Origin of the sequence: Gracilibacillus salitolerans (genome assembly GCF_009650095.1) — a bacterium.
In the GTDB taxonomy this organism is placed as follows: domain Bacteria; phylum Bacillota; class Bacilli; order Bacillales; family Amphibacillaceae; genus Gracilibacillus; species Gracilibacillus salitolerans.
The window spans coordinates 1,682,204-1,708,662 of record NZ_CP045915.1; the positions used below are offsets into that span (position 1 = coordinate 1,682,204).

The following is a 26,459-nucleotide window of genomic DNA, read 5'->3' on the forward strand; positions in this document are numbered from 1 at the left end:
TATTATGTGTACAATTATATAGTTTTATTTTGAACGAAAAGTCGACGTGAATTAGACTATCACGTCGACTTTTCATTAGAATAACTGCCATTTTAGCTTTTTGGCTTTGTTAAATCTCTCGTTCACATTATCCCAATTCACGACATTCCACCAATCCTTTATATAGGACGCTTTATCATTTTGATGCTGAAGGTAGTATGCATGTTCCCAAACATCTAACACTAATAATGGAATGGTGTCCGGTAATTGAAATAATTGATGTTTCTCAAACGATTGGATTGCTAGTTTACCACTTCTCGGTGACCACAACAATGCTGCCCATCCATTACCCTCTACTGATTCTGCGGCATCAGTAAACAACTTTTTAAAGCTATTCCATGAGCCAAAATCTTTTTTGATTTGCTTGAGTATCTCACCAGATGGTTTCTTCTTACTGTTTGGTGTCATGTTATGCCAGAAGATGGTATGCAAATAATGACCTGAACCGTTAAATGCTTGCTCTCTTAACCAATGCTTGATCGGATCTTTGCCTTTTTTGCCGGTGTATAACGCTTCTTCAGCTTTATTTAACCCATCGACATAGGACTGATGGTGTTTTGTGTGATGTAAACGCATAATTTGTTCACTAATATACGGTTCCAATGCATTATAAGCATAAGGCAAAGGAGGTAGTTTATGTTTACCGTAAGGCACACTCTCTCTATTGGACGAACCTTGTATTTCTTGGATCAAATTTTCACCTTCTGCTCTTAAATCTAACATTCTTTCAGGATTGGCATCAGCTTCTTCTTGGTCTAATAATTCATAAATATTTCCCTGCCATTTTTCCACTTGTTTTAAAGTATGCATTTTTTCATCGTCTAAAAGTTCACTATCTTGGACAGTTTGTTTTAGTTTTTCACCCCAATTTAATAAGCTTTCCAGATATTCCTTGTATTCTTTATTCATGTTATTATCACCCCATGTAGCATATGTGAAAAGCCTATATGAGGTGATTATATAAGTATATCAATTGGAAAACAGTAACCAAAAGGGAGGTTAGCATATTAGATTTATGAAATGAAGCAGCTAGATGAGATCCCTATGGAACACCGAACAACGAGAGGGATCATTCTAACTGCATGTACAAGTGAAAGTGGAAGAAAAAAAAATTAATTCAATACATCTTCATTTCCAGCCTCTTTGAAAAACTTTTCGATATTAAAAGCTGCCATCCCCATGACAGTAGAATGTTTCTTCAGTTTAGCTACATTTAACTGGACATCATTCTTGTTAAAACCAATCGCATTTTTCTCGATTCTTCTTTCAATAGCAGGCATAATATACTTTTTGGCTTGGCGTAATGTGTTGCCCACAACAACTTGCTCAGGATTAAAAATATGAATAATATTAGTAATACCAACACCTAAATAATCGCCAACATTTTCTAATAACTGTATTGCTTTCGTGTCACCTTGATCAGCAGCTTCGATCAATTGTTCAACCGTAGCATCATTAAACCCAGCTGTTTCAGCTTGGTCCAACAAGGCCTGTTCTGAAGCATAGAGCTCCCAGCAGCCTTGGTTTCCACAACGGCAATCTGCTCCATCCTTTTCAATTGTCATATGACCGAGCTCACCAGAGAACCCTCTTAATCCTTTATACAATTTACCTTCCAAAATCAAGCCAACACCGATACCGATACTGATACTTGTATAGACTAACTCATTGGACATTTGTCCGACTCCGTACACTTTTTCACCGTATGCCCCAGCATTTGCTTCATTTTCTACAGTAACAGGGACTTTGTAATGGTCAAAAAGAATTTGTTGGAGCGGTACCTTTTTCCAGCCTAAGTTTGGTGCCAGCAAGATTTCACCTTCAGTTGTAACAACACCTGGTACACCGACACCAATACCGACTATCCCGTATTCAGATTTAGGAGCAACATTTTTTAATCCATCAATTAATTGATATAACAATGTTAAGACTTCATCCAAATTTTCCTTTTTGAAACGGATCTTTTTCTCCGATAAGATATTACCTCGTAGATCTGTTAACACACCTAAAATACTTTTAACACCGAGATCAATAGAAATGGTAAACCCAGCAGTTTCATTCAAAAGTAACATCACTGGTCGTCTGCCACCGCTGGATTTACCTGTACCAGATTCATGGATTAATTTTTCATCTATTAGTTCACTGACTAATGAGGAAACAGTTCCTTTATTTAAACCGGTTACATTCGCGATTGTTGCTCGTGAGATAGGTGCTCTTTCTTTAATGGTTTTAAGAACTAGTGCTTTGTTCTCTTTCTTTACGACATGCTGATTCCACGTTTGACTCAATCTCCTCACTCTTTCCCTTAGCTTATTAAAGTAACACCATTTTAACACAATCCAAAAAATAATTCTATAATCTTTGTTTATTCGCTAGACAAACTTAAGATGAGTTGCTATAATAATCACGAAATCAAAATCCTGAATGGATATAACTTGGAGGTATGAATATATGACATGGTTTGAAAACGTTGACAAAATTAAATATGAAGGCCCGAAGTCAACTAACCCGTTAGCATTTAAATTTTATAATCCGGAAGAGAAGATCAATGGCAAAACAATGGAAGAATTTCTTCGTTTTGGTGTAGCTTACTGGCACACATTCACAGAAGATTTATCTGATCCATTTGGTACAGGTACAGCTATTCGTAACTGGGACAAATATGATGGAATGGATCGCGCTAAAGCGAGAGTAGAAGCAGCGTTTGAGTTCTTCGAAAAACTTGGTGTGAAATATTTTTGTTTCCACGATGTAGATATTGCTCCAGAAGGTGCTACACTACGAGAATCAAATCAAAACCTTGATACAATTGTTGAAATGATTAAGGACTACAAGAAAGATAGCGATGTAAAACTTCTTTGGAACACAGCTAATAACTTTACAAATCCACGCTTTGTTCATGGTGCAGCTTCTTCTAGCAATGCAGATGTATTCGCCTATGCAGCAGCGAAAGTGAAGAAACAATTAGAAATTGGTAAAGAACTAGGTGGAGAAAACTATGTATTCTGGGGTGGCCGTGAAGGTTACGAAACATTACTTAACACTGATCTTGGATTAGAGCAAGACAACCTTGGACGTTTCTTCCATATGGCAGTAGAATATGCGAAAGAAATCGGCTTTGATGCGCAATTCCTAATCGAGCCAAAACCAAAAGAACCAACAACTCATCAATATGACTTTGATTCTCAATCTGCACATGCATTTTTACTAAAATATGGACTAGAGGATCATTTTAAACTAAATATCGAAGCAAACCATGCAACACTTGCTGGTCATACTTTCGAACACGAGCTTCGATATGCACGTGTTAACGGATTATTAGGTTCTGTGGATGCGAACCAAGGTGACCCATTATTAGGATGGGATACAGATGAGTTCCCTGCAGATATCTATTCTACAACATTAGCTATGTATGAAATCATCAAAAACGGTGGACTTGGATCTGGTGGGTTAAACTTTGATGCAAAAGTACGTCGTGGTTCATTTGAACAAGACGACCTGTTCCTTGCACACATTGCAGGTATGGATCACTTTGCGGTTGGTTACAAAGTAGCTAACAAATTAGTAGAAGACCAAGTATTTGAAAAAATCATTGATGACCGTTATGCAAGCTTTAAAGAAGGTATCGGTAAAGATATCGTTGAAGGTAAAGCAGACTTCAAATCATTAGAAGAACATGCACTAAACCTAAAAGAAATCAAAAACAAATCAGGTCGCTTAGAATTAATCAAAGCAACCATCAACCAATACCTATTAAACGCATACGCTGGTCAATAAGATAAGCAGTAAGAAGAAGACTTAGCTGAGCTTGTGCATAGCTAAGTCTTCACTTCGATTATAGGAGTTGTATTGGTTACGAATTATAACCAAAAGTTAGAGGAGAGGTGTCGCTGTGAGTTATGTAATCGGTGTCGATCTCGGCACAAGTGCAGTTAAGCTGCTATTAGTTAATAAAGCTGGTGAAGTAGTTCAGGAAGTTTCAAAGGACTATCCACTGATTCAAGAGAAAACTGGTTATTCCGAGCAAAAGCCTGAAGACTGGGTAGAACAAACAGTTGGAGGTCTAAAAGAGCTTGTTGAACAATTTGATGGAGATGTTTCTGAAATTGAAGGCTTAAGCTTTTCCGGTCAAATGCATGGATTAATATTACTTGATGAAAATAATCAAGTTTTACGTAACGCGATTCTCTGGAATGATACGCGTACAACGGCACAATGCGAGGAAATTTATCAAAAAGTTGGTAAAGAGAAGTTTATTGATGTAACGAAAAACTTAGCATTGGAAGGCTTCACATTACCAAAAATTTTATGGGTGAAGGATAATGAGCCGGAAATCTTTGCAAAAGCGAAAACATTCGTTTTACCTAAGGATTATGTGCGCTACCGTTTAACTGAGCAAGTGCATATGGATTATTCAGACGCAGCTGGTACAAGTTTATTAGATGTTGCGAAAAAAGAATGGAGCAAAGAAATTTGTAATTTACTTGACCTAGACGTTTCGATTTGCCCGCCATTAGTTGATTCACATGACAATGTCGGAAAAATCACTTCAGCTATCGCAGATGAGACAGGGTTATCAGCGGATACAGATGTATTTGCCGGTGGAGCGGATAATGCTTGTGGTGCGATCGGTTCAGGTATTTTGTCTGAGGGCAAAACTTTTGCAAGTATTGGTACATCAGGTGTTGTACTTTCCTACGAACCTACGGGTGATAAAGATTATCAAGGAAAAGTACACTATTTCAACCATGGTGAGCAGGATGCATACTATGCGATGGGCGTTACATTAGCGGCTGGTCATAGTTTAAATTGGTTTAAGCAAACATTTGCAGCGGAACAAAGCTTTGATGAGCTGTTAGACGGTGTTGGCGATGTACCAGCTGGCGCTAATGGTTTACTATTTACACCTTACCTTGTAGGTGAACGTACGCCACATGCTGATTCACAAATTCGTGGAAGCTTTATTGGTATGGATAGCTCCCATACTCTAAAGGATTTTGCTCGTTCTGTATTAGAAGGGATTACGTTCTCTCTTAATGAATCGATAGCAATCTTTAGAGAAAATGGCAAGCAAATCGATACGATCTATTCGATTGGTGGCGGTGCGAAAAATCCGGATTGGCTTCAGATGCAAGCGGATATCTTTGATGCTAAAATCGTTAAATTAAAGAGTGAACAAGGTCCTGGAATGGGTGCGGCGATGCTTGCTGCCTATGGATCTGGTTGGTATTCTTCATTAAAAGAATGTGCAGATGCTATCTTAGAAGATGCCGAGACCTATCAGCCAAATCCAGAAAATGTGGAAAAATATAAGCAGTTATTTAAACTGTATAGAGATGTGTATCAACAAACAAAACACCTGAACAAGGATTTGATGGACTTTAGAAAATAAACTATACGAGTCAAAAGCCAAGGATTTAAATCCTTGGCTTTTGACATTTTAAGAGAAGCAGTTTCTGTATTGCTTACTCTTCTCTGGCAACTTTGGCCGATTTACTGTCAACTTCAATAAATAATTATTCTGATCTATTCCGGAAACCATATTTTAAAGTTTCCGCTAAGTGCTATTAAGCTGAAGAAGTATAAGCAGTTATCATAATATCTTCTCTTGCCGGTTCTGACAGGTGTATTCCAAAATAGTTTGATACATTTTTGGGCATTTTCACCGCTTGTCGCTAATGATGCCATTGCATTGGTAGCTATTAAACCAACAGGGTGAAGTGATTTTTCATCGAAAGGCTCTCCGTCAATTTTATACCTTCTGTAATCCTCAGGATCTTTATCAGCAAAGAAATCTTGAATCTTTTCATTGACAACGACTGGACAAGCATTATCTCTAAACCATTCATAATCTAACGCAATATTACAAGCAACTCGATATGAATCACTGAAGAAATGCCCAAATCCGCGAATGTGATTAGGTTTCCCATCATAGAAAGCATATTCGGGTGCTAAACCTGTTAATGGATGTGCTGAAGCTGCGATGTATTGTCTGCTGGCAATGGCAGCTTCCTTCCAAAAAGCGCGATCTTCTTTATAACTCCATAATGCAAACAATTCGTAAAAATGTGGCAAGTGGTAGGAAGGGTCAGAAAATTCTACGCTAGGAACAAATTTAATTAGTTTATTATCTGGATTCCACATCGGATATCCATCATTGCTTTCGCCTTTATGGATGCAGCGATGTAGCAAATCCTTTGCATGTTTACTATATTCATTGATTCCGGAACCATCTCCCCAGCGATGCGAAGCAAAAAACAAAGCCAGTGCAAAATATTCTTCTCCATCCGGTGCAGGGCCGTAAGCATTCTTTGATCCATCTGGTGCACATGACCAGGCAAAATAACCAGCATTTTCCCCTTCTTCCATATACATATAGGTCATAGACCACTTCCATACTCTGTCGAAAATATCTTTATCATCCATTTGTACGGCCATCATCATGCCATAAGACATACCTTCAGTTCGCACATCGTCATTTCCTGTATCGAGCATATAACCTAAGTCATTACCTACAGGAAAATATATTTGTGTTTCCGGGTGAGAGGGATCGAATAATTGCTTCCAAGTATCTGTTACTTTACGATCGATTAATTCCTCCTCATAACCATATTCTTTTAGTACGTTTCGATAGTTTCTGCTTGTGAATGCCGCTGCATAACTCATAAAACTCCTCCTTCAAATGTTCTCAATCAAGTACTTCCATAATATAATGGAATAGTAAAGATTTAGTTTAGCGGGTAAAATAATAACCATAAATGTAAAACCTACTTTTCTTTTGAGATTTATTGTACTATAATAAGTATGTCTATTGAATGAACAAAGTATATTTTTTTCTTTGATTATTAAAGCGTTTTCAATAAAGGAGGGTATCTGATGACAAAAACAGTGAATTCCAATGGTTTTTATCGTTTTTTGGAATGGATGATGTGGATCATGTATTTAAATCTGTTGTGGGTACTGATGTCGTTGGTTGGATTAGTTGTTCTTGGTATATTTCCGGCAACAATGGCTTTAGTGATTACCATGAGGGAGTGGTGTGTGCAAAAGGATGATATTGCTTTTAACAAAACATTTTTTAAGGCATACAAGAACACTTTTATCCAAGCAAACGTGATCGGTTATCTATTGACAGCTGTTGGCTATATATTAGTTGTTGATTATCAGTGGATCATGCAACATACCACAACCTTTCAATCAATATTTTTGGTCTTATTTATCGTTATTGGGATTATTTTCACCATCACGTTATTATACATATTTCCAACTTTCGCACATTTTGATTTATCGATACGGCAAACATTTAAACATGCAATTGTGTTAGGATTATTCAGTCCATTCGTTACGATCGGGATGTTCGTTGCTTTATTTGTACTGCAATATGTATGGAGGTTTATTCCAGGGCTACTCCCTGTAGTTGGTATCAGTTTCACCTTTTATATTATAACTCGGTTAGCGATATTTGCTTTTGAAAGCTTTGAAAACAGACAGCAAACCATATTAGAGAAAGAATATGTGAAAGGGGAGAAGAAACATGCATAAAGTCTATTTGGTCGATGATGATGTCTTCGTTCGTAAAGGAATCAAAACCTTGATAGATTGGGAAGAATATGGCTTTAAAGTCTGTGGTGAAGCTGATAACGGAGAAGATGCATTGTCAGAGATTAAGCAACTTCAGCCGGACCTTGTGCTGACTGATATACGAATGCCTGTATTAGATGGTTTGGATTTAATTAAACATTCGAAGGAAACCATATCCCGTTCTCCTTATTTTATCGTAATTAGCGGTTATAACGATTTTAAATATGCGCAACGGGCACTTCGATATGGAGTAAAGGATTTTATTCTGAAGCCTGTTGATCAAGAGGAAATTCATCAAACCTTACACAAGATATCTGGTGCGATTGAAGCTGAATATGAAACGAAACAGATGGAAGACAAAATAGAAGCGATATCAGAATTGAAGAAACTCTTTTTATGTGACAAGGAATGTAACCTATCAGATGAATGGGACCATCCTTTTTTTGATGGATCCGACTATACATTTATAAAGGTTGAGATCAATGGTTTGAATATTGATTATCAACAATGCTTTGACAAGTTAGAAAATGCTTTGTTGAACTTGGATGCACATAACCATTTTATGTGTTTTGAGGATAATATCAATTGCTTCGGTTTAGTAATCAATGACAAATTTTTGACTGCAAATAATCAACATATAGATCAATTTCTGGATGCGTGGTATCGTCAAGTCGGATTAGATATGCATGTTTATTGTGGCAAAACTGTTCGAAGAATCGAGGACATAACGAATTCTTATAAAACGGCAAAGAAGTGTGTGCAATTCAAGTACTTATTTGAAGAGCCTATTATTACTGCCGCCATGATTGCTGAAAAAGATGTGTTTTTTATTGATCTGGATCAAACCTATTATGATGAGATGATGGAATTTATCGAAGAAAATAATCATGAAAAGGTCGTCACACAACTTAATAAAATGATACAGACATGCAAAGAAATGAACTTTGCCAAAGATGCATTGCGAACAATGGTAAATCGCCTCAATCATAAAATCTTAAAATCTATTAAAGAATCAGAAGGGAATGAACAGGAAATCACTAATTTAAAAGATATGTTAGAGTGGGATGAATATTCTTTAAGCCTCCATCAGTTACAGGTGTTATGGGGAGATTTTATCCAAGACGCGGCCAACAACCTGGCGAAATTAAATCAAAATAATGTAAAAGGAACGATATACCAAATAAAAAAATATATCCACTCTCATTTTGATCAATCATTAACATTAAAGTCCATTGCGAATAAATTTTATATGAATCCAGTGTATATGGGGCAATTATTTAAGAAGACATATGGCGTTTATTTTAAAGATTATATTTTAACTGTAAGAATGGATGAAGCTAAGAAACTACTTCGAACAACCGATTTAAAAGTGTATGAAGTGGCGGAGAATGTAGGGTTTAATAATCCGGATTATTTTGTTACTCAATTTGAAAAGATTGTGGGAACCACTCCATCACAATATCGAAAAAAATTAATGAATCGAATCAGTTAGAAGGATTTCTATGAAAAAAATTCACTTAAATGATATTCGAATTAGAAATAAATTATTATTAATTTATATGGTATCTGTATTTTTACCAATCGTATTAACGAATGTTATCTTTTATAATGTGACATCGGAAAATGTCCGTACACAAAAAATACATGATAATGAACTTGCATTACGGCAAGTAGCAAATAGTTTAAAGCAAGGCGTTGAGGATGCTGTCGGTATAGCATCCGTTCTTTATTCTGATGCCTTTGTTTATCAATTATTGGAAACTACTTATGAGTCACCTGTTGATTTTATCTTAGCTTATAACAATCATTTTCGCGACATTAATAAGTATACCCCTGTCTATTCTTCGATTCGGTCCATTCATTTATTTACTGACAATCCGACAGTAATTACGGCGGGCGGAATATTTGCTATTGATGAAGAAGTAAAGCGATCGTATTGGTATCAATCAACTCTCGATACTAGAAACAAATACCCTGTAGTAACAAGAAATCTAGCAGATAATGATGAATTGAGTCAGTTTGTTGTTGTAAGAGCACTTGATTCGAATGACAGTTCATCTAATGAGAAAGTTATTATGATTAATCTAAATGAGCGATTTATTCATCAACTTTTTTCGAATGAAACATTTGAAGGTGACATTTACTTATTAAATGAGAATAACTTTATTGAGTATTCAACAAATAGCTCCATTCAATGGGAATCAGAATATATTTCATTTGATACTATTCCAATTGCCGAAAGCTCAACGGTTTTGGATGAATCCTATCTCATCCAGTATATGTCGAATTGGAAAGTTATCGGTGTCATTCCAGAAGATAAATTATTAGCGGAAGTGAGAAAGTCGTTACCTTCCATATTGTATTTAGCATTATGGAATTTTGTCATTCCGACCTTATTCATTATTTACATTGCTGGTAATATACATTTCAGGTTAAATACAATTGTGAAAAAAATGAGAAAGGTAAAAGATCAAAATTTTGAGCTCATTCCAGGAAAAACATATAAAGATGAGATTGGCGTTTTAACAGCAGAATTTAATCGAACGTCTAAAAAGATTAAGGATCTGATAAATGATGTCTATATAGCTCGTATTCAAAAAAAAGATTTAGAAATACAAAAGAAAGAAACGCAGTTAAAAGCATTACAAAGCCAAATTAATCCTCATTTTTTGTTTAATGTACTAGAAACAATAAGGATGCGTAGTTTACTGAAACAAGAGAATGAAACTGCGGATATTATTCGCAATATGGCGCAGTTATTACGTAATTCAATTACTTGGGATAAAGACTTTATAACTGTTAAAGAAGAAGTCCAATTAATCCAAGCATTTTTAGAAATTCAGAAATATCGATTTGACGATAAAATGCAGTATAGTATTCAAGTAGCTGAATCAGTGGAACATATATTAATACCAAATATGACGATTATACCTTTTGTCGAAAACGCAAGTATTCATGGTATTGAACCTTTGAAAGCAAAAGGGAAAATCATTATAGAAATTAATCAAGATGACAAGTACCTATGTTGTATGATTAAAGACAATGGTATTGGAATCGAAGAAACAAAATATGTAGAAATTTTAGAATCATTTAATGAAGAAGAGATTATCGGTGAAAGTATTGGGATAGGCAATGTGTATCAACGGTTAAAAATGTATTATCATGATCAGTTTGAGTTGAAAATTGATAGCCAACATAATGGAACCACGGTCTATTTAAAAATACCATTAAATATGAAAGCAGAAATGTAGTCTTATGGATGGACTACATTTCCTTTTTTGTTCTAAATATAAACAAGAGTGATTTATGTTGTATTTCACGGGCACAGTCGTTACATGGCTCAGAGGTGCTCTCTAGAGCTAAGTGGAGGATAAAGTCAATCTGATTAGCTTCCTATTAAGATGGATATCCCTATCTCGGACATCTCGCTTTATTTTTCAAAGTTTCCTCTAAACTTTGAGGGGTAACATTTGAAATTACTACAAGGTACAATGAAAGTGCTTACAAATTAATCATCATAGAAATAAAAATTTTTGAGAAAAGAAAGGGGAATTAGTTTATGGATTGGAAAAAGAATGCATGGCTATTAAGTTTACTATCTGCCCTATTATTAGTATTAGCAGCTTGTAGCGACGATAGCAAGGAAACAGGTTCAACAGATAGTGGAAATGATACTACTGAAGAGTCAGATAACGAAGAAAATGAAAGTAATGGAGAAATTCATACCTACGATTTCTTTGATGGATCTGGCCCTGGAGAAGATATAAATACATCAGAGACAACTCTAGGAAAGATGTTTGAAGAAGAAACAGGTGTTAATTTCGACATCGAACACATTGTTGGTGATGTAAACCAAAAAATCGGAACGATGATTGCTAGTGGAGAGTATCCAGAATTATTGAATGCAGAACAATCAACAGATGCAGTTATTGATGCTGGTGGATTTATACCGTTAAATGATCTTTTAGAAGAACATGCACCAAACATTATGGAGATGTATGGACCTTATTTAGAATTTATGAAACGTGATGACGGAAATATTTACATTATCCCTTCTGGTGCATCACATGGTTTTGTTAAGCCTGCAAACCTTGAGCAAGGTGGCTGGTGGATTAAACGAGATGTTTTACGTGAACTAGACTATCCACAACCAGAAACTTTGGATGACTATTTCGATATCATTGCAGAATATACAGAAGCTAATCCTCAAATTGATGGTGCGAACACAATCGGTTTTACAGCGTTAACGCACGATTGGAGATTCTTTGCATTATCTAATCAACCAAACCACTTAGCAGGTTATCCGAATGACGGTGGTATCATGGTAGATACGGAAACTTTAGATGTAAGTGTATATGGTAACAAACCTGAGACAGAACGTTGGTTAGAGAAATTAAACGAGGTAAATGCAGCTGGATTATTCGACCAAGAAGCATTTACACAAAATTATGATGAATATTTAGCGAAAATTACTTCGGGGCGTGTCGTAGGTTTCTTTGATTATCGTTGGCAGGTAGGTCAAGCACTTGACACACTTTATCAAGATGAAGATTTTTATAATGACTACATGGCATTTCCGGTAGTTTTTGAGGAAGGCATAAAAGATCAATATTTAGATCCAGTTGGTTTTGCGGCTTCTCCTGGTATGGGTATAACTACAGGCACTTCAGAGGAAGACCAAGTACGAATTATTAAATATTTAGACCATATTGCTAAAGAAGAAACGCAAAAACTTGTTACTTGGGGTGTTGAAGGTGAGACTTACGAGATAGAAGATGATGGTCGCTATTATCGTACCGAAGAACAAATTGCTGAAACTAGAAATACTGAGTTCAGAGATGAATTTGGATTTAGTTACTTTGAGTGGGGCTGGCCAAGAATGAATGGTCTATATCCAGACGGTAACGCTGTGGAACCACCAAAACAGCCAGAAGTCGCAACACTGATGTATGACGAGGGAGATAAAGAATTCCTTGAAGCATACGGAATAGAAACGTTTACAGAATTATTCTCTGAACCAGATGAAAGACCATGGTTCCCTGCATGGGACACACCTATTGAAACAGGTACTCCTGCTCAGTTGTATGAACAACAATTAGACGATTTAATGAAACGTAAGTACCCAGAGATTATTTTTGCTGATCCTGGTGAGTTCAGTACTCAATGGGAAGCTTACTTAGATGAATTCGAAGGTCTTCCATATGAAGAATACGAACAAGTTATTCAAGAATCAGTAGAACGTAAAGTGGAAATTGCTGAAAAAGCCGCTGAGGCAGCTGAATAAAAAAAGAGGAAGGCTGACTACACAGCCTTCCGTTTTTAAAAAAAATGATAGCTTTGTTGTTTTCGGACCATTCTCTATTTGAATGCTACGAATGTCGAGCATTAGGCAAGCATTCTGTTTGCCTAATGGTCCGAAAACATAAAGATAAATATAGAAGAGGGGGAATATCTTTGGCAGGTCAAACTAATATATTAAAATCAAAATCATTAACAGAGTCTGAACCAAAAGGAATTAAAGGTTTTCTAAAAAGATGTAAGCAGCAACAAGCTCTATTGTGGATGACAGTACCATTTGTTATCTGGGTATTTATATTTAAATATTTACCGGTATGGGGCTGGACAATGGCCTTTCAGAATTACAAGCCTGCTCTAAGTTTTACAGAACAAGAATGGGTGGGATTTAAGCATTTTCTATTTCTATTTACGGATGATAGATTTTTAGGCGTACTCCGTAACACCTTAGCACAAAGCTTAATAAACTTAGTGTTGGGTTTTATTACAGCAATAACACTTGCAGTTTTGATTAATGAACTATCTAATATGAAATTTAAAAGAGTAGTACAAACAATCAGTTACTTACCTCATTTTCTATCATGGGTTGTAGCGGCTGCATTAGTATCTTCTGTACTTTCGATAGAAGGAATAGTAAATGACATATTAACTAGTTTAGGTCTAATTGATAAAGAAATATTATGGTTAGGAGTTGGGGAATATTTTTGGGGTATATTAGGTGCTGCTGAAACTTGGAAAAATGTTGGATGGAACGCCATCATATACTTAGCAGCTATTTCAATGATTGATCAAGAACAGTACGAAGCAGCTAAAATTGATGGCGCTTCAAGGATACAACGTATTTTGCATATCACTATACCAGGTATGAAGTCAGTAATAATAGTTTTATTAATTATGAATATCGGCTATATCTTAGAGGCTGGTTTTGAACCACAGTATTTACTCGGAAATGGACAAAACGTTGAATACTCGGAAAATATTGACGTCTTTGTAATTAAATATGGTATTTCCATGTTTAATTTCTCATTAGCAACAGCAGCAGGCATGTTTAAAACCGTTATAAGCTTTATATTCTTAATTGCGGCAAATTCATTGTCTAAGAAAATGGGCCAAGGCGGGCTTTACTAGGAGGTATGCAAATTGTTCAAACGTAAAAGAGCAGGGTTTATGCGAACTAAGGAAGATATTATTTTTGATACATGTAATATAACTTTTCTGGTTGTATTGTGTATTTTTATGCTTTATCCGTTTTTAAATCAGTTAGCAATTTCATTAAATGAAGCGACAGATTCTGTTAAGGGATCTATTTATTTATGGCCGAGGGAGTTTACCTGGAATAACTACGAGCATGTATTTGATAAAGCGGCGATTTATCAGGCTATTTTTATTTCTGTATTACGGACGATAATTGGTGCTGGTGTGGGTCTTTTTTGTACAGCAATGGTAGCATATGCGATTGCACAACCAAAATTTATGTTCAAACGCTCTGTAACGATTATTTTCATTATGACGATGTATTTTAATGGTGGTTTAATTCCTACTTTCCTATTAATGAGAGACCTACAACTAATCGGATCCTTTTGGGTATATATATTACCAACATTAATAAGTGCTTTTAACTTAATTATTATGAGGTCCTTTATAGAGGGATTACCAACTAGTATCTTTGAATCTGCTCGAATCGATGGTGCAGGCGATTTTAGAATATTTTTCAAAATCGTTTTACCTTTATCATTACCAGTATTAGCTACAGTAGCTTTGTTTGTGGCAGTATTTCAATGGAATCAGTGGTTCGATGTATTCCTGTACAATTCAAGTCAGGAACACCTAACGACTTTGCAATATGAATTAATGAAAATATTACAAAACTCGAGTACCACGGCTAGTGGAGATATGGCATCCGCATTTGCAAATTCAGCGGATGGTGGTAATAATATGGTAACACCTAAATCCATTCAAGCTACAATGACAATCGTAGCAAGTCTACCAATTATTATGGTTTATCCATTCTTGCAACGATACTTTGTTAAAGGGATGACACTTGGAGCAGTAAAATAGATGTAAAGGAGTTTTTCTAATGACAAAACAAGTACCAAGTCTTTATCAGCAATTTGAGAAAGATTTCAAAATTGGAGCTGCGATAAATCAACGTACGATGCAGTCATCAGAGGAGGTAATCAAAAACCATTTTAATAGTTTAACAGCAGAAAATGAAATGAAGTTTGAGAGCCTTCAACCAAATGAAGACGAATACACGTTTGAAATTAGTGACCAAATATTAGCCTTTGCTGAAAAACATCAGAAAGCAATGAGAGGTCACACATTAGTATGGCATAATCAAACGAGTGATTGGCTTTTTGAACAAAATGGTAGTCTTGTAGATGCTGAGACTTTGTTAAGAAGAATGAAAGGTCATATCGATACTGTTGTTGGCAGGTATAAAGGTAAAATTTACAGTTGGGATGTTGTAAATGAAGTGATTGCCGACGAAGAGAACAGGTTCTATCGTGACTCCAAATGGTATCAGGTTCTTGGAGCATCATTTATTGAGAAAGCATTTGAATATGCACATTTGGCAGATCCAGATGCAACGTTACTATACAATGATTACAACGAATCAAATCCTGCCAAACGCGATAAAATCTATCAATTAGTTAAACAATTAAAGGAAAAAGATGTTCCAGTTCATGGAGTCGGCATGCAAGCTCATTGGAATATTTATGATCCAGACCTAGATAATATCCGTCAGGCAATTGAAAAGTATGCATCATTAGGTGTGGAAGTACAAATTACCGAGATGGATGTATCGATGTTTGCATTTGATGATAAGCGGACAGATCTAACCAAACCAACAGAAGAAATGAAAGCATTGCAAACCGAGCGGTATCTAAAATTCTTCGAAGTCTTTAAAGAATATAAGGATCATATCGGTGCAGTGACGTTCTGGGGAGTGGCTGATGATTATACATGGCTGGATGATTTCCCGGTGAAAGGGCGCAAAAACTGGCCGTTCCTGTTTGATGAATACCAACAGCCGAAAGAAGTATTTCAGAAGATCATACAAAATTAAACGTTCTATATTCTCAAATTATTGATATAGGGAGACTTCCATAAGTGTGGGTCTTGCATGGTTAGCACCGTGATAACCATCCTCCAAACAGGTATAAACTCGTTTCAATCTTAAAATGAAACGGGTTTATACCTTTCTGTGATGAATCAAGTAGAGAACTTATTTATAGTACAAAATACATAAACTGCGAAGTAACAGTTATGTGAATTTGCTTTCTTCTATTCTTTTTTGAGTTGAGTGTAAGTTCGTCGCTTTGGAAAAATACTCCCTTTCCGGGGGCACGGCTTCAGCTTCCTCAGCAGAAAAACGCTACCTGCGGGATCTTCAGCTCGCGCTGTTCCCCCCAGGAGTGTCGCATTTTTCCGCAGCTCAGAATAGTGTGCAGACTCCTACGGGACCAGCACGTGTCCGAAGACCCCGTGATGCACCTGTGTCTTCTAGTAACGCTTCGTAGCAGGCTTCCTCGGTGCAAGGGAGCAAAGAAGTCCATTCAAGTAGTTCCCTTGAATGGTAAGAGAGAAATTAGTTTTTAGAAAGGAGACGGAAATTATGATTACTGTCCAAGATGTTATCGATCAGATTAAAGAGGGGGTTACGCTTGATTCTTCAACTGTTGACGGTTTGAAATATGGGAATAGGGAAGAGGAAGTAAAGGGGATAGCTGTCAGTTTTATGCCCAGTATCGATGTGATTCAAAAAGCTATTGATATCAAAGCTAATTTGTTGATCACACATGAAGCCCTTTTTTATCAACACCATTCCAACGAAACATTAGAAAAAAACAACAGCTTCATAGAACAAAAGAAATCAATTATTGCTCAAACCAATCTAGCTATTTATCGTAATCATGACGCGGTTCATCGTTACCAACCAGACGGTATCACGGAAGGCTTAATAGAAGAACTGGAGTGGAAGCAGTTTGTAGTCGAGCAACAACTAGCATACAGTATTGTCCAAATCCCTAAAGCAACACTAGTGGGGATTGCCGCCCATTTAAAAGAGAAACTAGCTATAGAAAATTTACGTTTTGTCGGCAATAAACACATGAACTGTGAAAATATTGCTGTACTTGTTGGATACCGTGGGGGTGGGGCATCAACTATTCCTTTATTAGATAAGGTTGACCTTGTTATTTACGGAGAAGGTCCGGAATGGGAAACACCTGAATTGGTCTGGGATATACTGCAGCAAGGTGTTTCTAAAGGAATAATTCAGCTCGGTCATGCAGAAAGTGAAGATCCAGGTATGAAATGGTTGGCTACCCGATTACAAGCTAAATTTCAATCGGTTCCAGTTACGTTTTTACCAACGACAAGTCGGTTTCAATTATTGTAACAAGGAGAACATGGGATGAACACAATTATTTAATGATAACAGGATGTAACTCTCAATCGTTTCATTTTTGTAAATAACTACAGTAATGAAATGAGACAGAAGTATATTTGATTTGTGACAAAAAAAGAACATTCATTTTAATGTTCGTTTTTTTGTTCATTGGATGCGTATTTCTCTTCCTTGGATAAACGGTTATCTAAGGAGAGGAAGCAGAAATCCCAGGAAGCGCTCCCCTTGCTCCTTGGAAAAAACTCTCCCATCCTTGGATAAACGATTATATCCAAGAAAGGGAAGCAGAAATCCCAGGAAGCGCTCCCCTTGCTCCTTGGAAAAAACTCTCCCATCCTTGGATAAACGATTATATCCAAGAAAGGGAAGCAGAAATCCCAGGAAGCGCTCCCCTTACTCCTTGGAAAAAGCTTTCCCTTCCTTGGATAAAACGGTTATATCAAGGAGGAGAATCTGATATGATCTAAGGAAGCCCATATTGATATTCCTGTTATCAGAATGAAAATGATATGTCCCTTCCTCATTTGTCATTGCTTTTTTAATTTAATTTATTTATAATAAACATGATTCAAATATTATCTTTGACAACTTCATTAGCTAAAAAAGGAAACCGATTTCCTTGAGAGTGAGGATCAAAATCTATGGGAAGGTGTGGTTTTTTGAGTACAGTAGAAAAGATTCAATCACCATCTTTATCTTTGGAAAAACGTTTATCGATATTAATGGAAGCGCTAACGTTAGAAGAGAAAATATCGCTGTTAAGTACCAGTCAAAGCGCAATACCGAGGTTAGGAATAAAAGAATATGCAGTAGGTGGAGAAGCAGCACACGGAGTAGTCGATCGAGCAGGTGGTAAAGCGACCGTATTTCCACAGCCAATCGGACTATCCAGTACATGGAACAAAGCATTAATCCATCAGGTAGGAAGCGCGATAGGAGATGAAGCAAGAGTTTTCTATCAACTCCAGAATGAAAAAACGGGTCTAACGTTGTGGGCACCTACAATTGATATGGAACGTGATCCTCGTTGGGGACGGACAGAAGAAGCATATGGAGAAGATCCCTATTTAACTGGTCAACTGTCTAAAGAACTGATAAAAGGAATGCAAGGAGATGATCCCTTTTATGTAAAACTTGTCGCCGCACCGAAGCATTTTTATGGGAATAATCATGAAAAAGGGCGCGAAGATACATCGAACAGTATTGATTTACGCAATAGAAAAGAATATTATTTAAAAGCGTTTGAACCTGCATTTAAAGAAGCGAATGCTCTATCGATGATGACGGCCTATAATGGTGTCAATGGGATCCCATGCATGCAAATACATGAAATCGAAGAAATTGTCCGAGATGAATGGGGTATGGATGGATTCATTGTCAGTGATGGCGGTGCCTTGACATTAAATGTGGAAGAGTATCAATATTATGACACCTTTGAAGAAGCATTAGCAGATGCTTTAAAAAAAGGAATTGATTGTTTTGTAGATCGTAAGGAAATCGTCGAGGAAGCAGCAAAGGACGCACTGGACAAACAATTAATCGAACCGGAAGATATCGACCGTGCTATCCATCGGATGTTAAAAGTGCGTTTTCGTTTAGGCCACTTTGATGAGGATACCAGTCGAAACCCTTATCATAACTTACCACTAGATGTAATGTGCAGTGATAATCATAGTAAGCTTGCTCGTAAAGCAACCGATGAATCGATCGTATTATTAAAAAATGACCGGGAGTTTTTACCTTTATGTGAAAATAAGCTGGAAAAGCTTGCGGTTATCGGACCGACAGCTAACGATGTTTTTCGCGATTGGTATACAGGGTACCCACCGTATAAGGTAACTCCATTAGCAGGTATCAAAGAACACATTCCAGATCTAGATATTTCCTATCATGATGGGTTTGATCGCATTGTTTGGCAACCGAAGTTATCCTCCGATCATTTAGGAGTTAATGATGAAAATCATTGGATCATTACGCAAGATGATGAGAGTCATGCTGCTTTAGTAGATGAAGACTGGGGAAATGGCTGGCATGTTTTTAAAAGTGTGAAAACGAATCGCTATTTGACACAAATGGATAAAGGCCAAACATTTTCCGCAACAAAAGAGGAAATTTTTGACTGGTTTAACCGTGAAAAAATAAACGTTACGGCTAATGATCAGGATTTGTATAGATTAAGCAGCTGGAACGGTTACCCGATAACAATAGAAGAAGATAAAGTGATAGTGAGCGAAAACGATGCTACCCTTTTTGAGAAAAAGGTCATTGAAAATGGCATAGAAGAAGCTGCAGCCTGTGCAAAAGAAAGTGATGTGGCGGTTGTCTGTGTTGGGAATCATCCAATGATTAATGGAAAAGAAACAGAAGATCGAGAAGATATTAAACTGGCAGACTACCAACAGCGTCTAGTTCAGGCAGTTTATCAAGCAAATCCGAACATGGTTCTGGTTGTGATTGGAAGTTATCCATTTGCAATAAACTGGGAACAAGATCACATTCCTGCAATTATATACAGCTCACATGGATCACAAGAGCTAGGTCACAGCTTGGCTGCAACAATCTTCGGTGACAATAATCCTTCAGGTAAACTAAGCATGACGTGGTACCGGGATGCCAACCGATTACCTGAAATAACAGATTATGATATTCGCAAAGGGAAGCGAACCTATCAATATGCTGATGACAATACTTTGTACCCATTTGGTCATGGTCTAAGTTATGGCACTGTTACTTATCAGGATGTTATTATTGATAAATATGTGATAACGGAGAATGAACAACTGTCCGTTACATTTACCATAAAAAATGAAAGCGATTTTAATAGATCAGAAGTTGCTCAAGTGTATGCAAGTGTAACGGGCGGCTACTATTCGAGAGCCAATAAACAATTGGTCGCTTTTGAAAAAGTCTTTTTACTACCAGAAGAGGAAAAACAGGTAACATTATCGATTGATACGGATCAATTAAAAGTATTTGATGTCAGATCGAATCAGTTTGTACTGGAACAAGGAACGGTTCTTTTACATATTGGACAGTCAAGTGAGCAATTTGTCTACACTTCCGCTCCAGTAACGATTAAAGGAGAAGTGATCACTGGACGTTCCCTAGAGCAACTAACACCAGCAGAGAACTATGATGATTATAAGCATATTACGTTAACTAAAGGGGAAAGGGAAAGACCTTGTGTGACAGCTGATCAACAAGGGTGGATTCTGTTTCGCAATGTACAACATCAATCAAATGTCAAATTGAAAGTAAGAGTAAAAGGTGCGTCTGGTCAGTTAAGCGTTTATGTAAATGACCGTGAAAAGTCACCGGTCACTACGCAAAAAATCGATGTGGATCAATGGACAGATCAAATGATAGATTTCCATTCACAGGATAGTGATCCAATAGATATCATTCTGGAAATGAGTCAGCTATCGATACAATCAATACAATTAATGGAAGGGTGAGGATCCTTGCTGAACCAATTACCTAAACGAGGTATCTGGACGGATCAACCTGCCTCTAAATGGGAGGATGCATTAGTAAGCGGGAATGGCAGCCATGGTGTGATGGTATTGGGGGATCCCGTACATGATACGATCATCGGCAATCATTGCCGGCTTTATTTACCACAAGGCAACAGCTACGATTTACCTAATATGGCACCGCACCTAGAAGAAACGCGAAAGATTATCCGGGAACAAGGATACAAACAAGCGATTCACTTCTATTATGAAAGAGCGAAAGAACTTGGCTACCAGGGCTTAACGATGAGTGATCCATCACATCCAGGCTTCCATTTGCATATTGAAACCGATCACCAGAACTACACAGATTACAAACGGAGCATCAATTACCAGACAGGAGAGCTTAGCGTTTCCTATCAAGTAAACGAACAACCATACTTGAGAAAAACTTTTGTATCACAAGATTGTAATCAAATCATCTATTATCTAAGTCCAGGTTGTTACACGATAAAATTAGAAGACTATCAACATCCAAAAATAAAACAATCGAGTATAGTTGACCAGCAAACGATTCATACACATTTTGATTATTGTTATAGCGAAGCTGGATATGATGTGTTTATTGACGTAATTACTGAAGGAGCGAAACTTCTTTCCCATACAGTAGGTTTTGAGGTAAATAGCGAAAATCCAGTCCTGATACGAATGGATATTACTCCGTACAAAGAGAAAACAGACCGTAAGGTAATCAGAAAGCCGTTAAGCTATTCAGAAGATTATTCTACTCTTTTTGCCAAACATGTGGCAATTCATCAGGAAATGTTCGAACGAGTAGAGCTGACATTGGCGACAGATCAAGAGCGTCAACAACCAATCTGGTCATTAGTAGAGAAAGCAAAACAACAGAGGCAGATCACACCTGTTTTATTGGAAAAAATGTATGATGCCGGCCGCTATATGTATATTTGCAGTGCTGGGGAGTTAACGCCGAATTTACAAGGGATCTGGACAGGCACGTTTGAGCCGGCATGGAGCGGTGATTTCACTTTTGATACTAACGTTGAGCTATCGATTGCCGCTGCACTTTCTAGTAATCTATTAGAAGGATTGGAAGGTTTTTTCCGCTTAATAAAAGAGTTAATGCCAGGCTTTCGCGAAAATGCCCAGAAATATTATGGCGCACGAGGTGTGATGGCAGCGATCCATTCTAGTAATAGTGGAAAGCATGTTCATTGGAATCAGGTATGGCCTTTACATTTATGGACATGTGGTGCCGGCTGGCTAGCGCATTGGTATTATCAATATTACCGTTTTACTGGTGATAAGCTGTTTTTACAACATGAAGTCGTGCCTTTCTTAGAAGACATTGTTCTGTTTTACAATGATTTCCTGATGGAGGATCCGGATGGAACCTATCGTTTTACCCCTTCCTATTCAGCGGAAAATGGGGCGGCTGATAATGCCACACAAGATGTAGCAGTTGCGAAGGAAGTATTAACCAACTTGCGTGTGGCTTATCAAATCTTAGGTTATCCGGAAGCGAAGGTAAAACGATGCCAAGATATGCTGGGGAAAATGCCTTCTTATCAAGTGAATGAAGATGGTGCATTGAAAGAATGGTTAACACCGGACAAAGGAGAAAATTATAACCATCGTCATTTTTCTCACTTGTATCCTGTATTTCAAAGCAGGGAGTTCAATAATGAAACAGACCCAGCCATGTGGCAAGCGGCTAGAACGGCATTTGATAAACGTTTGGAAGCATGGCTGTTAAATGAAGAGGCCGATACATCTTCTACACATGGCCGAATGCACTCTGCATTATGTGCTACCCAATTCCATATGCCTGAGTTAATTGATGACATCTTCCGTTTACTGATCGATCATAATTGCTTCTATTCTTCGTTGATGATGTCACATTATAATGAGCAGGAAATCTTCAATGTTGATGGCAATGGAGCGTTACCACAAGTCGTTCATGAAATGTTAGCCGATTTCAGTAATGGCAGGTTAACATTGCTGGGTGCACTTCCTCCCTCCTTACCAAAAGGAGAGATCAAAGGGATCTGTCTGCCAAATCAAATAATAGTTCATAGATTGACCTGGGATACAGAGGCACAACAACTCAAGCTACAAATAGTAAGTAAAATCGATCAGGAGGTAAAGCTATATTTCCCGCTTTATCCGGAGGTTGAGGAAAATAATCAACGTGTGACCTTACAGCAAAATAAACAAGTTTCATTCGTAATGAATCTGTTAAAGTAGCGTATCAACTTGGTACCGGGGATAGGGAGTAAATGAAAAAATAATTGAAACAAATGGAGAAAACCTTGATAATAAATGAGTAATAAAAAGCTGTGACAGGAGGGAGAGCAAATGTTTCTAAAGAAAAAAATCATGTCTTTATTTAACTTTTTAAAAGTAAAGCATAAATTGTTAGGCATTTATCTGATTGTCACAGCTATACCTATTCTATTAGTTGGTGCATATTTGAACTATAGCACAAGAGATATTGTATTAAACAACTCATTAAGTGAAGCAGAATCAAATGTTGATAAACTCGAGTTACGCTTACAAACCATCTTTAATCGTGTGATTAGTATTGCAGATATGGTTTATATTAATCAAAATATGAAAGAGTTATTAGAAAATGAATATGAGTCGACATTAGAGATCTACAATGCATATAATCGCTATCCGGTTTTTGATGATTTCCTGAAATATTATGATGAAATAGAAACGATCCAATTCTTTATGAACAAAGATATGATAACGGATTCGCATTTTATTTATGCAGACTCCATAGTAAAGCAGGAAGACTGGTACCAAGAAGCCGTTTCTAAAAGTGGGCGTTTATCATGGGTCTATATGGAAGATTACTGGACTGGTCAGAAATTATTAGCATTAACCAGAGCGGTCTATGGTCAAAGTAATGACTTGCTTGGGGTATTAGCCATTTATGTCTCCCCAGATATGCTGAAATCAGTAGCAGAGGGAGAACCATATCAAGCAATTATTACATTAGATCGAGAAACCATCGTATATAATACAGAGCGTACATATATTGGAGAAAAAGCAACATTTTTCAATCAGGATGATGAGCAAATGGGTAATTTCGTTATGGATAGAGAGTTTCAAGGTGAACATGTCAAAGTAAATGTGCACGACTTTCAACCTGAAAAATCATTAGATAATAGTTTTCAAGTATCTTCTGTTATTCCGGTCGACGAAGTTATGAAGGAACCAAATGCTATCTATGTACGAGGTTTTTTGGTGATTATTGGTGCATTATCCATATCGATTCTTTTAATAGGGATCTTCATAAGAGGTTTCCATAAACGGATTCAGCAATTAAGACAAACGATGTATCAAGTAGCAAAAGGTAACTTCCAAGTTAAAAAGATAGTAGAAGGACACGATGAAATCAGTGAAGTATACCGTGACTTAGCAACAACCTCTCAAAGTGTCCAAAAAATTATTGATGAAGTCTATATTCATAAAATTAAAGAAGAAACATGGAAGCGCAAACAAAAAGAAATGGACTTTAAAATGCTTGCAAGCCAGATAAATCCGCATTTTCTTTACAATACATTAGAAATGATTCGGATGAAAGCAGTTTTAAATAAAGATCCGGAAGTCGCAAAAATCGTAAAAATGCTAAGTAAAATGATGCGATCTGCATTAGAAAGAACAGATCGTCCAGTACCGATTACAGATGAGATAGAACTAATGAACCATTATCTTGAAATTCAAACATTACGTTTTGGCGACAAATTCAGTTATCAACTAGAAGTGGAAGATTCAGTGAAAGACTATTATATATTTCCGTTATTGATCCAGCCCATTGTAGAAAATGCTATCATACACGGTTTAGAACCAAAAGAAGACCGAGGTTTTATTAAGATAACCATGGAAGAGGAAGATAAGTATCTTCAGGTTGAAGTGAAGGATAATGGTGTCGGTATTTCGAAAGAAACTGTAGCAGAAATCAGAGATCTCCTAAATGATGAGGATTATCATTCGGAAGGTAACCGTATTGGTTTACACAATGTACATCAGCGGCTAAGGCTGTATTATGGAGACAAATATGGGATAGATATGGAAAGTATTGAGGGATTAGGTACAACGATGTCTCTCAAAATTCCTAAAATAAAAAATAATCAACATGAGAAGGGGGTAGGATGAGTGTGTTAAAAGTATTATTTGTAGACGATGAACCGTTGATAAGAGAGGGCCTTACTTCCGTTATCGAGTGGAATGATTATGGCTATCAAGTTGTAGGGACAGCGGAAAATGGCAAAGTCGGGTTAGAAAAAATAAGAACATTAAGACCAGATGTTGTTTTTGTAGATATTCGGATGCCTGGGTTAAGTGGGATTGATATGGTGAAGCAAGCGAAGCAAGAAGGCTATTCTTGTAAGTTTGTTGTGTTATCCGGCTATTCCAATTTTTCTTATGCACAGCAGTCTATTCGACTTGGGATGGAATCCTATTTGTTGAAACCAGTTGATGAAGAGGAATTAATTCCACTTATTCAACATCTTCAAAAAAAGTGTATGAGCGAAAATTTGCTCCATTCACAAATAAACGAGTATGAGACAATGACAGAGATGGAAGAGTGGAAGGAGTTTTTACAGGGGAGAAAAAAGAATAACAGCTGGTTGAAACAATATCAAGACGGTACCTTCCGTATAGCCAGTGTCACATTTATTGACCAGCCGGAAAAAAGCTGGGTGGAAGGAAAGATAGATACGGATCAACTATATAAATATGTTTGGATCGATCAAGTAATGTATCTTCTATTTAAAGATTGTGATGTTGCTTCTATAAAGCGGTTATTTCTATCGTCAAGCCGGCTAATGGCTACCAAACATCATCAATTTCAATTTATGGAAGAAGGTACAACCATTGAAAAGCTACCAGTAATCGTCAACCAGCTTAAACAATTGCATCGTTTACACTTCAGTTATGGAAATACAACAATTTTATCTAACAAAGAACTTGTTTCAGAGAATCATTATTTAGCAGAAGATTGGATCGAGGAAGTATGTCGTTCGATTGAGTTTGAAGATGATAATAAGCTAGATTGTTATTTTGATGAAATAGAGAAGTACTATCAGGCCAATCAATATCAATCACGACGTATTGTGACAGAATTAATTGAAATCACAAAAGATATCTATACGAAATTATCTAAAGCAAACACGGACATTCATATTCCGTCCAATGAAGAAATGGCAAAGATTATCTGTGATTCTCAGACATTACAAGAACTGCTGTCTTCTTTAAAGAATCTGCTAAGCCAGACCGCTTCTGAAATTATTGGGTTTGCTTGTAATGCAGAGAATACGATTGAGAAAATCATTGAGTTTGTCGAAAAATTCTATTATAAAGATTTAAATTTAAAGGTAATTGCTGATTTGTTCAATTACAATCGCTCTTATTTAGGTAAAAAATTCAAGAAGCAAACAGGGAATTATTTCCATCGTTATCTGGATATTGTCAGAATGGAAAAAGCAAAGTATTTCTTAGTTGAAGAAGATCTGAAAGTATATGAAGTTTCGGAGAAAGTTGGCTATTCCAATAATGATTACTTCTATAAGAAGTTTAAAAAATATGTAGGTGTTAGTCCAAAAGAGTTTCAGAAAAGACATCGGAAACAACACGCTTAAAGG

Annotated in this window: 17 protein-coding genes; 14 read left to right on the forward strand and 3 right to left on the reverse strand. The window is 36.8% G+C overall.

Annotation, left to right across the window (positions count from 1 at the left end; translation table 11 throughout):
• Nucleotides 1-75: 75 nt before the first annotated feature.
• Together GI584_RS07895 and GI584_RS07900 are read right to left on the reverse strand one after the other, a co-directional pair.
• Complete coding sequence (locus tag GI584_RS07895) at nucleotides 76-948, reverse strand: superoxide dismutase (protein ID WP_153790878.1); 873 nt, start codon at nucleotides 946-948, stop codon at nucleotides 76-78.
• Nucleotides 949-1,151: 203 nt separating this feature from the next.
• The gene (locus GI584_RS07900) at nucleotides 1,152-2,327 is read right to left on the reverse strand and encodes an ROK family transcriptional regulator (RefSeq protein WP_153790879.1); all 1,176 of its coding nucleotides are present in this window, start codon (nucleotides 2,325-2,327) and stop codon (nucleotides 1,152-1,154) included.
• Between the two features lie 163 nt (nucleotides 2,328-2,490).
• Between GI584_RS07900 and xylA the strand changes: the two genes are divergently transcribed.
• Nucleotides 2,491-3,816, forward strand: a complete 1,326-nt coding sequence (gene xylA / locus GI584_RS07905; protein ID WP_153790880.1) for a xylose isomerase — start codon at nucleotides 2,491-2,493, stop codon at nucleotides 3,814-3,816.
• A gap of 115 nt (nucleotides 3,817-3,931) precedes the next feature.
• Nucleotides 3,932-5,431: a xylulokinase gene (gene xylB, locus GI584_RS07910; RefSeq protein WP_153790881.1), complete on the forward strand. Its 1,500-nt coding sequence runs from the start codon at nucleotides 3,932-3,934 to the stop codon at nucleotides 5,429-5,431.
• A gap of 134 nt (nucleotides 5,432-5,565) precedes the next feature.
• Here the strand turns inward: xylB and GI584_RS07915 are convergent, their stop codons facing one another.
• Nucleotides 5,566-6,705, reverse strand: coding sequence for a family 8 glycosyl hydrolase (locus tag GI584_RS07915; protein WP_153790882.1), 1,140 nt, complete (start codon nucleotides 6,703-6,705; stop codon nucleotides 5,566-5,568).
• Between the two features lie 210 nt (nucleotides 6,706-6,915).
• Here GI584_RS07915 and GI584_RS07920 point away from each other — a divergent pair, with 210 nt between their 5' ends.
• From GI584_RS07920 to GI584_RS07975, 12 genes are all read left to right on the forward strand, one after another.
• Nucleotides 6,916-7,581, forward strand: a complete 666-nt coding sequence (locus GI584_RS07920; RefSeq protein WP_153790883.1) for a YesL family protein — start codon at nucleotides 6,916-6,918, stop codon at nucleotides 7,579-7,581.
• Entirely contained in the window at nucleotides 7,574-9,112 is a 1,539-nt protein-coding gene (locus GI584_RS07925) for a response regulator transcription factor (protein WP_153790884.1), read from the forward strand. Before GI584_RS07920 ends, GI584_RS07925 begins: the two co-directional genes overlap by 8 nt.
• A 10-nt stretch (nucleotides 9,113-9,122) precedes the next feature.
• Nucleotides 9,123-10,871: a sensor histidine kinase gene (locus GI584_RS07930; RefSeq protein ID WP_153790885.1), complete on the forward strand. Its 1,749-nt coding sequence runs from the start codon at nucleotides 9,123-9,125 to the stop codon at nucleotides 10,869-10,871.
• 308 nt (nucleotides 10,872-11,179) lie between these two features.
• A complete protein-coding gene (locus GI584_RS07935) occupies nucleotides 11,180-12,904 on the forward strand; it encodes an extracellular solute-binding protein (RefSeq protein ID WP_153790886.1) in 1,725 nt (574 codons plus the stop codon).
• 278 nt (nucleotides 12,905-13,182) lie between these two features.
• Nucleotides 13,183-14,043, forward strand: a complete 861-nt coding sequence (locus tag GI584_RS07940; protein WP_407647415.1) for an ABC transporter permease — start codon at nucleotides 13,183-13,185, stop codon at nucleotides 14,041-14,043.
• A gap of 39 nt (nucleotides 14,044-14,082) precedes the next feature.
• Nucleotides 14,083-14,973: a carbohydrate ABC transporter permease gene (locus GI584_RS07945; protein WP_100362515.1), complete on the forward strand. Its 891-nt coding sequence runs from the start codon at nucleotides 14,083-14,085 to the stop codon at nucleotides 14,971-14,973.
• 19 nt (nucleotides 14,974-14,992) lie between these two features.
• Entirely contained in the window at nucleotides 14,993-15,985 is a 993-nt protein-coding gene (locus GI584_RS07950; RefSeq protein WP_153790887.1) for an endo-1,4-beta-xylanase, read from the forward strand.
• Nucleotides 15,986-16,534: 549 nt separating this feature from the next.
• Nucleotides 16,535-17,320: a Nif3-like dinuclear metal center hexameric protein gene (locus GI584_RS07955; RefSeq protein WP_228552364.1), complete on the forward strand. Its 786-nt coding sequence runs from the start codon at nucleotides 16,535-16,537 to the stop codon at nucleotides 17,318-17,320.
• A 668-nt stretch (nucleotides 17,321-17,988) separates the two neighbouring features.
• Nucleotides 17,989-20,784: a glycoside hydrolase family 3 C-terminal domain-containing protein gene (locus tag GI584_RS07960; protein ID WP_194842158.1), complete on the forward strand. Its 2,796-nt coding sequence runs from the start codon at nucleotides 17,989-17,991 to the stop codon at nucleotides 20,782-20,784.
• A 6-nt stretch (nucleotides 20,785-20,790) separates the two neighbouring features.
• Entirely contained in the window at nucleotides 20,791-23,049 is a 2,259-nt protein-coding gene (locus GI584_RS07965; RefSeq protein ID WP_153790889.1) for a glycosyl hydrolase family 95 catalytic domain-containing protein, read from the forward strand.
• A gap of 111 nt (nucleotides 23,050-23,160) precedes the next feature.
• Nucleotides 23,161-24,969 carry a cache domain-containing sensor histidine kinase gene (locus GI584_RS07970; protein WP_153790890.1) on the forward strand — a complete coding sequence of 603 codons (1,809 nt, stop codon included), beginning with the start codon at nucleotides 23,161-23,163 and terminating at the stop codon, nucleotides 24,967-24,969.
• The gene (locus GI584_RS07975; RefSeq protein ID WP_153790891.1) at nucleotides 24,966-26,456 is read left to right on the forward strand and encodes a response regulator transcription factor; all 1,491 of its coding nucleotides are present in this window, start codon (nucleotides 24,966-24,968) and stop codon (nucleotides 26,454-26,456) included. Before GI584_RS07970 ends, GI584_RS07975 begins: the two co-directional genes overlap by 4 nt.
• Nucleotides 26,457-26,459: the final 3 nt, after the last annotated feature.